Annotated in this window: 10 protein-coding genes; 1 reads left to right on the top strand and 9 read right to left on the bottom strand. The window is 62.8% G+C overall.

From position 1 onward, the window contains the following. Positions 1-12: 12 nt before the first annotated feature. From ACNANG_RS15060 to ACNANG_RS15045, 4 genes are all read right to left on the bottom strand, one after another. Positions 13-1,881 (bottom strand): PrkA family serine protein kinase, encoded by a 1,869-nt coding sequence (locus ACNANG_RS15060; RefSeq protein WP_420223659.1) that lies wholly within the window; start codon positions 1,879-1,881, stop codon positions 13-15. 640 nt (positions 1,882-2,521) lie between these two features. Beyond that, the gene (locus ACNANG_RS15055; protein ID WP_420223658.1) at positions 2,522-3,991 is read right to left on the bottom strand and encodes a glutamate synthase subunit beta; all 1,470 of its coding nucleotides are present in this window, start codon (positions 3,989-3,991) and stop codon (positions 2,522-2,524) included. Positions 3,992-4,079: 88 nt separating this feature from the next. Further along, on the bottom strand, positions 4,080-8,852 hold the full coding sequence (locus ACNANG_RS15050; protein ID WP_420227551.1) for a glutamate synthase-related protein: 4,773 nt from the start codon (positions 8,850-8,852) through the stop codon (positions 4,080-4,082). A gap of 310 nt (positions 8,853-9,162) precedes the next feature. Then, positions 9,163-9,930 (bottom strand): transposase, encoded by a 768-nt coding sequence (locus tag ACNANG_RS15045; RefSeq protein ID WP_420223657.1) that lies wholly within the window; start codon positions 9,928-9,930, stop codon positions 9,163-9,165. Positions 9,931-10,253: 323 nt separating this feature from the next. Between ACNANG_RS15045 and rpoH the strand changes: the two genes are divergently transcribed. Then, complete coding sequence (gene rpoH, locus ACNANG_RS15040; RefSeq protein ID WP_179583831.1) at positions 10,254-11,165, top strand: RNA polymerase sigma factor RpoH; 912 nt, start codon at positions 10,254-10,256, stop codon at positions 11,163-11,165. Between the two features lie 369 nt (positions 11,166-11,534). Here rpoH and ACNANG_RS15035 read toward each other — a convergent pair whose 3' ends face one another. The 5 genes from ACNANG_RS15035 to ACNANG_RS15015 form a co-directional block, all read right to left on the bottom strand. Next, positions 11,535-12,155, bottom strand: coding sequence for an SCO family protein (locus ACNANG_RS15035; RefSeq protein ID WP_420223656.1), 621 nt, complete (start codon positions 12,153-12,155; stop codon positions 11,535-11,537). A gap of 49 nt (positions 12,156-12,204) precedes the next feature. Next, positions 12,205-13,098 (bottom strand): heme o synthase, encoded by an 894-nt coding sequence (cyoE, locus tag ACNANG_RS15030; RefSeq protein WP_420223655.1) that lies wholly within the window; start codon positions 13,096-13,098, stop codon positions 12,205-12,207. Between the two features lie 14 nt (positions 13,099-13,112). Continuing rightward, positions 13,113-14,192: a COX15/CtaA family protein gene (locus ACNANG_RS15025; RefSeq protein WP_420223654.1), complete on the bottom strand. Its 1,080-nt coding sequence runs from the start codon at positions 14,190-14,192 to the stop codon at positions 13,113-13,115. 81 nt (positions 14,193-14,273) lie between these two features. Next, positions 14,274-14,927 carry an SCO family protein gene (locus ACNANG_RS15020; protein ID WP_420223653.1) on the bottom strand — a complete coding sequence of 218 codons (654 nt, stop codon included), beginning with the start codon at positions 14,925-14,927 and terminating at the stop codon, positions 14,274-14,276. Then, a complete protein-coding gene (locus ACNANG_RS15015; RefSeq protein ID WP_420223652.1) occupies positions 14,896-15,678 on the bottom strand; it encodes an SURF1 family protein in 783 nt (260 codons plus the stop codon). Before ACNANG_RS15015 ends, ACNANG_RS15020 begins: the two co-directional genes overlap by 32 nt. Positions 15,679-15,802 lie beyond the last annotated feature (124 nt).

Below are 15,802 nucleotides of genomic sequence, written 5' to 3'. Positions count from 1 at the left end.
ATTCACCTTTGTTCAGGAAGACTTCCTCACCCGCAGATACCATTCGCAGAGAAGACGCACCTGCTTTTCGGTATAACCCTTGTCCACCATCCGCTCGACAAAGCTCTGGTGTTTGCTGCGGTCTTCGGCCGAGGCCTTGGCGTTGAACGAGATGACTGGCAGCAGATCCTCGGTATTCGAGAACATCTTTTTCTCGATGACTTCACGCAGCTTTTCGTAGCTCGTCCAGGTCGGGTTGGTGCCGCCGTTGTTGGCGCGGGCACGCAGCACGAAATTGACGATCTCGTTGCGGAAGTCTTTCGGGTTCGCAATGCCTGCCGGCTTCTCGATCTTTTCGAGTTCGGCATTCAGCGACGCCCGATCGAAGCTCTCGCCGGTTTCCGGATCGCGGAACTCTTCGTCCTGGATCCAGCAATCGGCAAAGGTCACATACCGGTCAAAAATGTTCTGGCCATACTCGGAATACGACTCCAGGTACGACGTCTGTATTTCCTTTCCGATGAACTCGGCATAACGCGGTGCCAGATATCCCTTAATGAACTCCAGGTACTTGCGGCGCGTTTCTTCCGGATAGTCCTCGCGGCCGATACGCTGTTCCAGCACGTACATCAGATGCACCGGATTGGCTGCGACTTCTGTCTGGTCATAATTGAAGACGGCCGACAGGATCTTGTAGGCGAAGCGGGTGGATACCCCGTTCATCCCTTCATCCGTGCCCGCGTAATCCTTGTACTCCTGCAGCGCCTTGGCCTTCGGATCGACGTCTTTCAGGCTTTCGCCGTCATACACGCGGATCTTGGAATAGATGCTGGAATTCTCGGGTTCCTTCAGGCGCGTGAGCACCGAGAACTGCGCCATCATTTCCAGTGTGCCGGGTGCGCACGGCGCCGCGGACAACGAGCTGTTCTGCAGCAGCTTGTCGTAGATGTGAACCTCTTCGGACACCTGCAGGCAATACGGCACTTTGACGATGTAGATCCGATCCAGGAACGCTTCGTTGTGCTTGTTGTTGCGGAAGGTCTGCCATTCGGATTCATTCGAATGGGCGAGAATCGTGCCGTTGAACGGGATGGCCGAAAACCCTTCCGTGCCCTTGAAGTTGCCTTCCTGCGTCGCCGTCAGCAACGGGTGCAGCATCTTGATCGGGGCCTTGAACATTTCGACGAATTCGAGCAAACCCTGGTTGGCCAGGCAGAGGCCACCCGAGTAGCTGTACGCATCGGGATCGTCTTGTGAGTAGCGGTCGAGCTTGCGGATATCGACCTTGCCGACCAGCGACGAGATGTCCTGGTTGTTTTCGTCGCCCGGTTCGGTCTTGGCGATGGCGATCTGTTGCAGCACCGATGGGTTCAGACGCACCACGCGGAACTTGGAGATATCCCCATCGAATTCGCGCAGGCGCTTGACGGCCCATGGCGACATGATGCCGGTCAGGTAGCGGCGCGAGATGCCGTATTCGTTTTCGAGCAGATCACCAAACCGGTCGGGGTGGAACAAGCCCAGCGGCGATTCATTGACGGGCGAGCCCTTGAGCGCATAGATCGGATAGGCTTCCATCAGCACCTTGAGGCGTTCGGCAATGGACGACTTGCCGCCCCCCACCGGGCCCAGCAGATACAGGATCTGCTTGCGTTCTTCCAGCCCCTGCGCCGCGTGCTTGAAGAACGCGACGATCTGCGCGATCACGTCCTCCATGCCAAAGAATTCCTTGAAGGCCGGGTAACGCTTGATGACGCGATTCGAGAACAGACGGGACAAACGCGGATCGTTGCGGGTGTCAACGATTTCAGGCTCACCAATGGCCGCCAGCATCCGTTCCGCAGAACTGGAATACGCCATCGGGTCGCGTTTAGCAAGGTTGAGGTAATCCTCAAGAGACATCTCGGTCTCTTGGGTCTTTGCATACTGCGACTTAAAGCCTTCGACAATATTCAGCACGGAAAACCTCCAACAGCAATGGAAAAGGTCTTTGAAACTCCGTTCTCGTCTGCCGAGGTGGCCTCGGCGCCGGGTCTGTGCCGGCTTGGCGTTCAGTTTTGCAGCAAGGGCTTACGGTGCGGCGGTGATGGACTCGCTGTAACGCTGAATGGTGCGGAGTAGATTGGTCAAATCTTCTGCCCCCGGTGATGTCCAGAGCCCCGCAAACCGAGGCCCCCTTGGGTATATCTTCGTGCGTAGCCACCATTCATGCAACGCAATTGATGTTGCTTTCGCACACTTCACGACGCTTTGTCACATCGTGCATTGAAGTATGGCTCTGGTGCAAGGCGCGAGTTCCTCAATAAGGACGATTCGAACAAAATATTTCGGCGAGGATGAGTCGTTTTTGTCCAAGCAATGCTGCAGTGTTTTCCCCAGGGATGGCAGGGAAAAGGGCGCTGCCGAAGGCCGTTGCAAACCCCTGTCATGCGCAGGGTCAATCTTGGACAACGCGAACAAAAAGCCCGCCGAATCACCGCGGCATGACGAAAAAAATGCCGCTGGGTTTCAGCGGCATTCGTGTTGCTTGCGCCTTTCGCGCTTAACGCGGCAGTTCGGTCGCGCCCATCAGGAAGGTATCGACGGCAGCTGCGCACTGGCGGCCTTCACGGATCGCCCAGACGATCAGGGATTGGCCCCGGCGCATGTCGCCGGCGGCAAACACCTTATCGACATTGGTGCGATAGTCTTCCGCATTGGCACGTGCGTTGCCGCGCTGATCGCGGTCCACGCCGAATCCGTCCAGCATCTTTTGCACGGGCGACACGAAGCCCATCGCGAACAGCACCAGGTCGGCCGGGATTTCGAATTCGGATCCGGGCACGTCGACCATCTTCATCTGGCCGGTGTCGTCCTTGATCCATTCGACCTTGTTGCCGATCAGGCTGGTGATCTTGCCGTCCTTGCCGACGAACTTGCGCGTGGTAATGCTCCAGTCACGGTCAGCGCCCTCTTCGTGCGACGACGACGTGCGCATGCGAGTCGGCCAGTACGGCCAGGTCAATGCCTTGTTTTCGGATTCCGGCGGCTGGGGCATCACTTCGAACTGCACGACCGACTTGGCGCCGTGGCGGTTGCTGGTGCCCACGCAGTCGGAGCCGGTGTCGCCACCGCCGATCACGACGACGTGCTTGCCCGCGGCCGACAGCTGGCCCTTGATCTTGTCACCGGCGTTGGCCTTGTTCTGCTGACGCAGGAAGTCCATGGCGAAGTGCACGCCGTTCAGGTCCCGGCCTTCGATCGGCAGGTCGCGGGGCGTTTCCGAGCCGCCCGAAATGACGACGGCATCGAATTCGGCCTTGAGTTCGTCCGGGGTCTTGCAGGTGAGCTTGCCGCCGTAGGCCGCGGCGTCTTCCTGGCTGCCGATGAACGTGGACGGCGCAAAGGTGACGCCTTCCTGTTCCATCTGCGCCATGCGGCGGTCGATCAGCCATTTTTCCAGCTTGAAGTCGGGAATGCCGTAGCGCAGCAAGCCGCCGATACGGTCGTTCTTTTCGAACAACGTGACATCGTGGCCGGCACGCGCCAATTGTTGGGCACAGGCCAGTCCGGCCGGGCCGCTGCCCACGACCGCGACTTTCTTGCCGGTCTTGAGCTTGGGCGGCACCGGTACGACCCAGCCGTTTTCCCAGGCCTTGTCGATGATCGCGTGCTCGATCGACTTGATGCCGACGGCGTCGTTGTTGATGTTCAGCGTGCAAGCCGCTTCGCATGGCGCGGGACAGACGCGTCCGGTGAATTCCGGGAAGTTGTTGGTCATGTGCAGGACGTCGATCGCCTGCTTCCAGTTCTGGCGGAAGACCAGGTCGTTCCAGTCCGGAATGATGTTGTTGACCGGGCACGCGCTGGAGCAGAACGGAATGCCGCAGTCCATGCAGCGGGCGCCCTGCTGCTTGGCAGCGGTGTCGTCCAGACGAACGACGAATTCCTTCCAGTGCTTGACCCGCGAGCCCGGTGCTTCGGAAGCTTCCTTCAGCCGTTCGAACTCGAGAAATCCAGTGACCTTACCCATGGCTATATCCTGACGATTCGTTGCGACCACCCGCGGCGCGTTGCGCGCGTCGGGTGGCCAATGATGTTGAGTGGGCGGTGCGCGAGGCTCAGGCCGCCAGTTGCTGTCCGTTCTGTGCCTGCCACATCTCGCCAAGGGCGCGGCGGTATTCGGTCGGCATGACCTTTACAAACTTGCTGCGCGAGACTTCCCACTTGTCCAGCATGTCGCGGGCGCGGAAGCTGCCCGTATAGCGGAAGTGGTTTTCGACCAGGCGACGCAGGATCGCTTCGTCGGTTTCCTGCTCGCCGCCGCGCACCATGCTGTGACGCAGCCGCTGGGCGTTTTCCTTTTCCTGCGCCGCGCTGGTCATGACCGGTTCGAGGTCGACCATGGCCAGGTTGGTACGCGAACGGAACGTGCCGTCCGGATCCCATACAAAGGCCACGCCACCCGACATGCCCGCCGCGAAGTTCCGGCCGGTGTCGCCCAGCACCACGACCGTGCCGCCGGTCATGTATTCGCAGCCGTGGTCGCCCACGCCTTCCACCACCGTGGCCGCACCCGAGTTGCGGACCGCGAAACGTTCTCCGGCCACGCCGTTGAAATACGCTTCACCCGACAGCGCGCCGTACATGACGGTGTTGCCGGCGATGATGTGTTCGGGACCATAACCGCGGAAGTCGTTGGGCGAACGCACGATGATGCGGCCACCCGACAGACCCTTGCCGGCGTAATCGTTGGCTTCGCCCACCAGGTCCAGCGTGATGCCGTGCGCCAGGAAGGCGCCGAAGCTCTGGCCCGCCGTGCCCGTGCACTGGACGTGAATGGTGTCGTCGGGCAAACCGTCATAGCCGTACTTGCGGGCCACCGTGCCGGACAGCATGGCGCCGATCGTGCGGTTCACGTTGCGCACCGGCACGATGAACGACACCTTTTCGCCGCGATCCAGCGCCGGACGGCTGCGTTCGATCAGTTGATGATCGAGTGCCTTGGCCAGGCCGTGATCCTGCTCTTCGACCTGACGGCGCGGCACGTCGGCCGGCACGTTGGGCTGGAAGAACACACGGGTGAAGTCCAGGCCGCGCGCCTTCCAGTGTTCGATGCCGGCACGAGTGTCGAGCAGATCGACACGGCCCACCAGGTCGTCGAATTTGCGGATCCCCAGCTGCGCCATCAGTTCACGCACTTCGTCGGCGATGAAGAAGAAGAAGTTCACGACGTGTTCGGGCTTGCCCTGGAACTTGGCGCGCAGCACCGGATCCTGCGTGGCCACGCCCACCGGGCAGGTATTCAGGTGGCACTTGCGCATCATGATGCAGCCTTCCACCACCAGCGGCGCCGTGGCAAAGCCGAATTCATCGGCGCCCAGGAGCGCGCCGATCACGACGTCGCGGCCGGTCTTCATCTGGCCGTCGGCCTGGACGCGGATGCGGCTGCGCAGGCGGTTCAACACCAGGGTCTGCTGGGTTTCGGCCAGGCCGAGTTCCCAGGGCGTACCGGCATGCTTGATCGACGAGATCGGCGACGCGCCCGTGCCGCCATCATGGCCGGCGATCACGACGTGGTCGGATTTGGCCTTGGCCACGCCCGCGGCCACCGTGCCCACGCCGAACTCGGACACCAGCTTGACCGAGATCGAGGCCTGCGGGTTGGCGTTCTTCAGGTCGTGAATCAGCTGCGCCAGGTCTTCGATCGAGTAGATGTCATGGTGCGGCGGGGGCGAAATCAGGCCCACGCCCGGCACCGAAAAGCGCAGCTTGGCGATGTATTCGGTGACCTTGTGGCCGGGCAGTTGACCGCCTTCGCCAGGCTTGGCGCCCTGCGCCATCTTGATCTGGATCTGGTCGGCGCTGGCCAGGTATTCGGCGGACACACCGAACCGGCCCGACGCGACCTGTTTGATCTTCGAACGCATGGAATCGCCCGCCAGCAGGGGCACGTCGGCCACGATCCGGTCGGCGCCCAGCACCGATGCCAGGGTGTCGCCGTCCTTGATCGCCGACAGGCCGCTCTGCATTTCGGCGCGGTAGCGGATTTCATCTTCGCCGCCTTCGCCCGTGTTCGACTTGCCGCCGATCCGGTTCATGGCCACGGCCAGCACCGAATGCGCTTCGGTCGAGATCGAGCCGAGCGACATGGCGCCCGTGGCGAAACGCGTCACGATGTCTTTTGCCGGTTCCACTTCTTCAAGCGGGATGGCCTTGGCCGGGTCGAACTTGAATTCGAACAGACCGCGCAGCGTCATGTGACGCTTGCTCTGATCATTGATGAGCTGGGCGTATTCCTTGTACGTGCGATAGTTGTTGCCGCGGCTGGCGTGCTGCAGCTTGGCGATCGCGTCCGGCGTCCACATGTGGTCTTCGCCCTTGACGCGGAAGGCGTATTCACCGCCCTCGTCCAGCGCGTTTTCCAGCAGCGGATCGTTGCCGAAGGCCGCACGGTGGATGCGGATCGATTCTTCGGCCACTTCAAAAATGCCCACGCCCTGGATGTTGCTGGACGTGCCCGGGAAATACTGCTCGACCAGCGAGCTGCTCAGGCCAATGGCTTCGAAGATCTGCGCGCCGGTGTACGACATGTAGGTCGAGATGCCCATCTTGGCCATGACCTTCTGCAGACCCTTGCCCACCGCCTTGGTGAAGTTGTAGATGGCCTTTTCGCCCGACACCTTGGGGTTGTTGGCGTGTTCGGCCAGCAGCGCTTCCATGGCCAGATAGGGGTGCACGGCTTCGGCGCCGTAGCCGCCCAGCAGCGCGAAGTGGTGCACTTCGCGCGCCGAGCCGGTCTCGATGACGAGGCCGGTGCTGGTGCGCAGGCCGGCGCGGATCAGGTGCTGGTGCACGGCCGACGTGGCCAGCAGCGCCGGAATCGGCACACGGGTGGCGTCGACCAGGCGATCCGACACGATCAGGATGTTGTAGCCGCTCTTGACCGCATCGACGGCCTGCGCGCACAGCGCAGCCACGCGGGCCTGGATGCCTTCCTTGCCCCAGGCTGCCGGGTAGGTCATGTCCAGCTCGAAGCTCTTGAACTTGCCGCCGGTGACCCGCTCGATGTGCCGAATCTGCGCCATGTCGGCAAAGTCCAGCACCGGCTGCGCCACTTCAAGGCGCAGCGGCGGGTTCACGTTGTTGATGTCGAGCAGGTTGGGCTTGGGGCCGATGAACGACACCAGCGACATCACCAGATTTTCGCGGATCGAGTCGATCGGCGGGTTGGTGACCTGCGCAAACAGCTGACGGAAATAGTTGTACAGGCTCTTGTTGCGATTCGACAGCACGGCCAGCGGCGAGTCATTGCCCATCGAACCGGTCGTTTCTTCGCCCAGTTCGGCCATGGGGCGCAAAATGAACTTGTAGTCTTCCTGCGTCCAGCCGAAGGCCTGCTGACGATCCAGCATGGGCACCGACGACCGGCTTTCTGCGATTTCTTCGGCCGCGGGTTCGGCCAGCGTGTCCAGCTTGATGCGCAGGCGTTCGATCCACTGGCGGTAGGGCTTGCTGTTGGACAGCTGGTCTTTCAGTTCCTTGTCGTCGATGATACGGCCCTGTTCCAGGTCGATCAGGAACATCTTGCCGGGCTGCAGACGCCACTTCTTGACGATCTTGCTTTGCGGGACAGGCAGCACGCCCGATTCCGACGCCATGATGACCAGGTCGTCGTCGGTCACGATATAGCGGGCTGGACGCAAGCCGTTGCGGTCCAGCGTGGCGCCGATCTGGCGGCCGTCGGTAAAGGCGATGGCGGCGGGGCCGTCCCACGGTTCCATCATGGCGGCATGGAATTCGTAGAACGCGCGGCGGGCCTCGTCCATTTCGGTGTGCTGTTCCCAGGCTTCCGGGATCATCATCATGATCGCGTGGGCGATCGGGTAGCCCGACATGACCAGCAGTTCAAGGCAGTTGTCGAACGTGGCGGTGTCCGACTGGCCTTCGTAAACGATGGGATACAGCTTTTTCAGGTCGTCGCCCAGCACGGGCGACTGCATGACGCCTTCCCGGGCGCGCAGCCAGTTGAAGTTGCCCTTGACCGTGTTGATTTCGCCATTGTGGGCGATCAGACGGTAGGGGTGCGCCAGCGGCCAGGCCGGAAAGGTGTTGGTGGAAAACCGCTGGTGGACCAGCGCGAGCGCCGACACCGCGCGTTCGTCGGCCAGGTCGCGATAGTAGCGGCCGACCTGGTCGGCCAGCAGCAGCCCCTTGTACACCACGGTACGGGTCGAGATCGACGGCACGAAGTATTCCTTGCCGTGCTTCAGGCGCATGGCCTGGATGGCGTGCGACGCCATCTTGCGGATCACGTACAGCTTGCGTTCCAGCGCGTCGGGCACCATGACGTCGCCGCCGCGGCCGATGAACAGCTGGCGGATGACCGGTTCATGCGAGCGCACGGTGGGCGACATGGGCATGTCGGTGTCGATCGGCACGTCACGCCATCCCAGCACGACCTGGCCCTCGGCGCGCACGGCGCGCTCGAGTTCCTGTTCACAGGCCAGGCGGGAAGCGATTTCCTTCGGCAGGAAGACCATGGCCACGCCGTATTCGCCCGGCTGCGGCAGGTTCACGCCCTGGCGCGCCAGTTCTTCGCGGTAATACGCGTCGGGAATCTGGATCAGGATGCCCGCGCCGTCGCCCATGAGCGGATCGGCGCCGACCGCACCCCGGTGGTCCAGGTTTTCAAGGATCTTCAGGCCTTGCTGGATGATGGAATGACTTTTCTTGCCCTTGATGTGCGCGACAAAGCCGACACCACAGGCGTCGTGTTCGCTGGCCGGATCGTACATGCCTTGCGCTTCAGGCGCGGAATGGATGGCCGGCGCGGCGGCGGCTGCCCGGGTGTGACCGTTGAAGCCGATGCGGCTGGCGTCGATGACGGCCATCTGGCCTTGCGACGACGGGGACACCGAGGAGGGATCCTGGTGGGAATGGGGCATGAAACGCTCCGGTAAGGCGACCCGGCAAGGCAAGGTCGTGGACAAATCTGACAGGATGGGCAGGTCGCGGCCAGTTGGGTCGACGAGGACACCCACTGACGGACACCGATGGCCTGACGATACTGCGGCGCAGCAGCGGACGCAAGGACATTATTGGGGGACTGTCCCTTTTATTTCTTCAACCTTGCGGCACGCTGTATTTAATTAGGGACACACCATGCACCTGGAGGCGTTTTGTCCAGCAGCGACGCGCGTTTCAGACCGATTTGCCAAGCGCCTGATGAGCGCTCGATGCATCGTCCGTTTGTGCGAGGGTCTCTACCTCCGCCCCAGTCGCCGACACGACCGCCTTACGCGGCCGTCCGCGCTTGGCGGCGACAGGACGGCGGCTGGCGGCGCCGCCACCCAGCATGTCCAGAAAGCTGTCCGACCCGAGGGCCCACTGCCCCTGCAATGCGCGGCGGATGGCATCGGACTCACGCGCCGGCAGGCCGGCCAATACATAGCGGCGGTATTTGGCCTGGCGGTCGAACGGCGTGTTGCCATAGGCCCAGTAATCGCCATGGTCATGCAGGAAAGGCTGCTTGGCGCCGCCCATGTGCGCCGCGGCCGAGGACCATCGCCATTGTTCGGCGTCGTCCGTCAGGGATAGCCGCAGCGGCAGCGTCTCGACCCAGGCCTGCGCCGGCAGCACCCACGCCCCGGGTTCCACCAAGGTGGACCGGTATCGTCCCTGAAAAACCGGTCCGGAACGCAGGTGGGCGGCCAACCGGCGGCCAATGGCTTGCAACAGACCAGCCAGGCCGGTCGGGCCCGCAGGCGTGGCAAGCAGCAGTAGCTGGTCGGGCGCCAAGGTCCACCCGTGTAGGGCGACGCCATGCAGGCGGGATTCGTCGGCGAGCCAGCCCGCAACACGGTCGAACAAGGCCGCTACCGAGCCTTCGGATGGCGCGAGCGAGGACGTGAAACGGGCCTGCGCGAGGTGCGGCAGGCCGGGCGCATAGAGTCTGGGTAGGCGGGCCATGCGCTCAGGTTACAATAAAAAGGGACAGATGGCGCGGCATTACCGTAGCGCCGCATTTTTGCGAATTTTTACAGAACATCCGGCAAGAAAAGCTGTCTATTCTTATAGGTCGGGTACGTTGGTTATCCGCGCGCCATCAAGGCAAATGCCAAGCAAAGGCGCAAGCAGGAATGGGCTGTCTGGCTGGCGGAATCGCAGCGCAGCACAGAGGGAGCAGGACGGGTTCTTGCACCATACATTCGGGCTATCGCAGCTATCAAAAAGACGCATTAGCACTCGGTTTGCTGGAGTGCTAACCTTGATGCATTGGGAGGTATGAATCCATGAATAAATCGTTGAAGCAGTCCCCCGTCGTCCCTGCCGGTTTTGGCCCCGGAGCGCTGGCCATGGCAATCGCCAATCCAGGTGCGCTCGGTACGATCGAGGCGTATATCGGCGCGGTGAACCGCCTGCCGGTGTTGACTGCCGACCAGGAAACCTCGCTGGCTCGTCGCTACCAGGAAACGGAAGACCTGGGCGCCGCCCGTGAACTGGTCCTGTCGCACCTGCGTCTGGTGGTGGCGATCGCTCGCCAGTATCTGGGCTATGGCCTGCCGCATGCCGACCTGATCCAGGAAGGCAATGTGGGGCTGATGAAGGCCGTGAAGCGTTTCGATCCTGAACGTGGCGTGCGTCTGGTCTCGTTTGCGATTCATTGGGTCAAGGCCGAGATCCACGAGTACATCCTGAAGAACTGGAAGCTCGTGAAGGTTGCGACCACGAAGGCACAGCGCAAGCTCTTCTTCAACCTGCGCAGCATGAAGAAGGATTCGCGCTCGCTGACGCCGGATCAGGTCACCGAGATCGCCACCGCATTGAACGTGCGTCCGCAAGACGTGACCGACATGGAAGTCCGCCTGTCGGGCCAGGACATGGCGCTTGAAGGCCGCGGGACCGACGACGGCGAAACCGACTTTGCGCCGATCGCTTACCTGTCGGACGAAGGGCAGCATGAGCCGACCCAGGTGCTGGAAGGACGCCGCCGCGACGAACTGCATGGCGTGGGCCTGCACTCGGCGCTTGACGCCCTGGACGATCGGTCGCGCCGCATCATCGAAGCGCGCTGGCTGAAAGACGAAGGCGGTCTGACCCTGCAGGAACTTGCGTCCGAGTTCGGCGTGTCGGCGGAACGTATTCGTCAGATCGAAGCGCGCGCCATGGTCAAGATGCGCGGTGCATTGGCCGAATACGCGTAACGTCCCAGCAATGCGGAACGAAAAAAGCGGCGATTGCCGCTTTTTTTGTGTCGTCGTCATACTCCTGTTTAGGCACCGGCGCGGTAACGACACACTCTGTTACCTGCTGACCAGGGAATTTTGAAGAAAAAAGCGACAGACAGGAAACTTTCGGGCGTTGCAGGCGCCTAACTATCAGTTGGGGCACAAACAGGCGCAATGCCTTGTGTCGAACGTCGTGAGGCCCCCCGCCTTCATGCCGTTCTTCCGGATTGTATTGTCGGTACCAGCGTACGTCCGCCTCTGTATTTCTCCTCCCTCCCCCCACTCGAGGCGGATATGTTAACGGGGCACCGAAAGGTGCCCCGTTTTTTTATGCCTGCAACAGATTCAGGTCAGGAGCTGGCGGATATCGGAGGCCAGTGCATCGGGCGTGGCCGTATGCCGGCCGTACAGGCGCAGGTTGCCTTTTGGATCGAAGATGTAGATGCCTGCCGAATGGTCCATGCTATAGGCACCCGGTTCCTTGCCCGGCACCTTGGCGTAGAACACCTTGAATGACTTGGCGACCCGGGCCGTGTCGTCCGCCGACCCCGACAGCCCCAGAAAGCGCGGATCGAACTGCGTCACGTACTCCTTCATGACGGCAGCGGTGTCGCGTTCCGGATCGACGGTCACGAACACGACCTGCACCTTGTCAGCATCCGGTCCAAGCCGTTTCATGACCTCGGCAAAGTTCGCCAGGGTGGTCGGGCAGACGTCGGGGCACTGGATAAAGCCGAAAAACACCACGACAGCCTTGCCCCGAAAGTCGGCCATGCTGCGCTTGGCCCCATTGTGGTCGGTCAGGCTCAGGTCCCCGCCAATATCACTGCCGGTGACGTCCGTGCTGTTGAACGCCAGTTCTTTGCGTTGGCAGCCCGACAGCGCGCCGGCGATCAGACCGGTCAATGTCAGCGCGGCGCCGGCACGCAAGACGGAACGCCGGCTCGAAAGAAAAGAAGGTGTCATGGGCAGGACGCCGGCAAGGCGCCGCAAGGGGTCGAAAGGAACGGGATGTTCAGGCGCTAAGCAACCAGTGGTCGGCCAGCAACGCCGCGAACAGCAGCGACAGGTACAGGATCGAAAACTTGAACATGCTGCGCGCCAGCGCGTCGCTGTACTGGCGGTACAGCTTCCACGCATAGCCGACAAAGATCGCTCCCAGCACCAGCGCGCTTACCAGGTAGACCCAGCCGCTCATGCGGATCACGTAGGGCAACAGCGTCGTCGCAAGCAGTGCGATCGAATACAGCAGGATGTGGAGCCGGGTCAGCGCTTCGCCGTGCGTGATCGGCAGCATCGGCAAGCCGGAGTTTTCGTAGTCGCGGGTGCGATACAGCGCCAGCGCCCAGAAGTGCGGCGGGGTCCATACAAAAATGATCAGCACCAGCAGCCAGGCTTCGGCAGGCACGCTGTTGGCCACGGCCGCCCAGCCCAGCGCCGGCGGCATGGCGCCTGACAGGCCGCCGATCACGATGTTCTGCGGCGTGCGCGGTTTGAGGATGACGGTATAGATGATCGCGTAACCGACGAACGTGGCGAAAGTCAGCCACATCGTGAGCGGATTGACCCATCGGTACAGTACGAACATGCCGGCGCCTCCGACGATGCCGGATACCAGCAGGATGTGCGGGGCGCTGATTTCGCCTCGGGCCGACGCGCGGTGGGCGGTGCGCGTCATCTTGGCGTCAACCTGCTCTTCGATCAGGCAATTGACTGCAAAGGCGGCCGCCGCCAACAACCAGATCCCGACCGTGGCCGACAGCACGGTCTGCCAGGGCGGCAACGTGGGGGACGCCAGGAACATTCCGATGACCGCGCAGAACACGGCGAGCTGAGTGACCCGGGGCTTGGTCAGGACCAGGTATTGACGGATGCGCAGGTTGGCGCGCGACGCGGTAAGGCTTTCCATGGCTGAAGGTTAACTCAAGCGTTCGTGCGGGCGGCAGCGCCCACCGGCGGCGGGCTGGGCCGTCCGGCATGGGACAGGCGCACGATCAGGGTGATGCAGAGGATGGTCAACACCGCAGCGCCGCCGTTATGCAGGACGGCGATCACGATAGGCCATTGCAGGAAGATGCTGGTCAGGCCGGTCAGCAGCTGGACCAGCAGCATGATGTTCAGCAGGCGGGCCGGCCCCCGCGTGCCCGGAATCCGCTTCAACTTGAAGGCGAGCCACCCCAGATAGATCAACACCACAAAGGCGAAGTTCCGATGCGTCCAATGGATGGCCGTCAGGGCATCCTGCGAAATGATCTCGCCACTTGGCAGTTCGCCCAGCGCACGAATGATGGAGTATCCGCTCTTGAAATCCATGGGCGGAATCCACTCCCCGTGGCAGGTCGGAAATTCCAGGCAGGCCAAGGCTGCATAGTTGGTACTGACCCACCCGCCAAGCGCCAGCTGGGTGAACAGCAGCACCAGGCCGACGATGGCCGCCGTCCGCCATCGCCTGGCGTCGGCCGGGATGGGAATGTGCGCCTGCTGATTGGCCGAGAGCCAGGTCAGCAGGGACAGCAGAATCATGCCGCCCAGCAAGTGGGCAGTCACTACCACGGGCATCAGTTGATGCGTGACCGTCCACGCACCGAACGCCCCTTGCAGACAGACCGCGGGCAGGATGATGGTCGCCAGCCAGGGCGATTGCGCCAGTGTCTTGCGATGGCGCCAGGCTATGAACACGATCGCGATGATCAGAATGCCCAGCAACGTGCCGACGTACCGGTGAATCATTTCGATCCAGGCTTTGGGCACGGTGACCGGGCCGTCGGGCATCGCCTGCACGGCGGCATGGATATCCGCCCGCGCGCCGATCGGCGTCACGTTGCCGTAACAGCCGGGCCAGTCCGGGCAGCCCAGGCCGGAGTCGGACAGCCGCACGAAGGCGCCGAACATGATCAGGTCGAACGTCAGGAACATCGTGATGGCCACGAGTCTGGCGTACCGCGAGCGGATCCGGGCAAAAGCCGTGGGCACCGAAGCGCTGGAAGGAGGAACGGACGTCATGCTTGCCTTGAAACCTGGGACCCAAAGATCCGATCTACATGTGTCATGCGTTGGCGGGGTGAACGGATGCCCGGCGACCCGTCAGCCGATCCGCGATGCTTTGAGCAGCTCGCCAATGTCGTTGCGCAGTTCGGCCGGATCCGGATTTTCAGGGAAACGCATCATCAGGTTGCCCCGGGGGTCCACCAGCCAGATGTGCTTGCGCAGCGCCTCGGGCGTGTTGGCGACGCCTTCGGGCAGCGCCAGGAAGTCGGCAATCTGCCGCGCGTCGCCGCGCACGAAGCGCATGCCTTCATAGGCGCGGATCACGATCGTCGGGACCGGCTCCTTGTCATTGATGAGCCAGACCCGCTCGATGCGGCCGATTTCCTTGCCCGTGCTGGCGTGCGTCTGACGAATGATGAACAGATTCTTGGCGCAGGCCTCGTCGCACGCGCCGGAATTGCTGCTGATCAGCACCCATTTGCCGTACAGGCTGCGCAAGTCGAAGGGCGTCCCGTCCAGGTTGGTCAGCGGCATGACGGCGGGGTCGGGAACGGGGCGCTGCGGCGTGACCAGCTGGCCGTAGTTGGTCGTCCCGGCGGGCCGCCAGTTCAGGAAGTACGCGGCGGCCGCGAACAGCACCGGGGCGGCACACACCAGCAACACCATGAACAGGGTGAAGTTCGATCGCTTTGCTGGCGGCGCGGTGCGGCCGCGCGGGTCAGCGGCGCGAGAAACGGAGGTGTCGGACAAGAAGCACTCCAAAAGCAATGGCGGCAATGGCCGCGAAAGAAAACCACTGCAGCGCATAACCGCGATGCATGTCGGTATTGGCCGGTGGCGCGGGCCAATCCTGCACCAGGTTGCCGTCGGGCGACGACGACTGCAGTACCGCGGGCAGCACGGTCAAGCCGCTGGCGCGCGCGAAGGCGGCGACATCCAGGTTCTGCACCCGGGGCAGCGGCCCGTCGGCCGGTTGCCGATCGGCGGGCAGCCGGTCCGGCAGCACGGCCGCCTTGCCCGCGCCCAGACTCGACAATTCGAGCAAGCGGGGAATATGGGAGAGCACCGTACCGGAAACGTCGACCTGGCCAGCGGGCGCGGGCACCGCGCCAAGCGGCTGGTCAGGAAACTGCCGGGGCAACCACCCTCTCAGCACCAGGACGACCGAGCCGGCATCAGTGTAGCCGCCGGGCGTTTTCAGCGCCTCGGACGAATTGTCCAAGCGTAGCGGCGTCACCACCCAGAATCCTGGCCGGCCGCCAGCGGTCCGGTTGTCCAGCAGCACGGTCAGACCCGGCAGCCACTGGCCTCTTGCTGACGCCGGCCGCCAGGCGGTCAGGTCCGACGGGGGCGTGGACGCCACGATCCGCAGCGGCGCCTGGCGCTTGCCGGCTTCCACCTGGTCGAGCAGCGCCGCCTTTTCCTTGCCGCGCGCCACCTGCCAACGCCCCAGCGACACACACATCAGTACCGTCATCGCCAGCAGCACGAGCGCGACCACGACACGGCTTCGGCTGGGACGCGCCCTGCCGAAGCCCGGCGTCTGTTCGGGACCGGTCGCGCCGGAGCGAACAGGGGCCGGAGCGGCCGGGCCATCACGCCCCGCGGCGTGGGAGGAAGGCGTC

Source organism: Pigmentiphaga litoralis (assembly GCF_048632615.1).
In the GTDB taxonomy this organism is placed as follows: domain Bacteria; phylum Pseudomonadota; class Gammaproteobacteria; order Burkholderiales; family Burkholderiaceae_B; genus Pigmentiphaga; species Pigmentiphaga litoralis_B.
The sequence above is the reverse complement of the archived record's forward strand: the minus strand, read 5'-3'. Positions and strand labels throughout refer to the sequence as shown.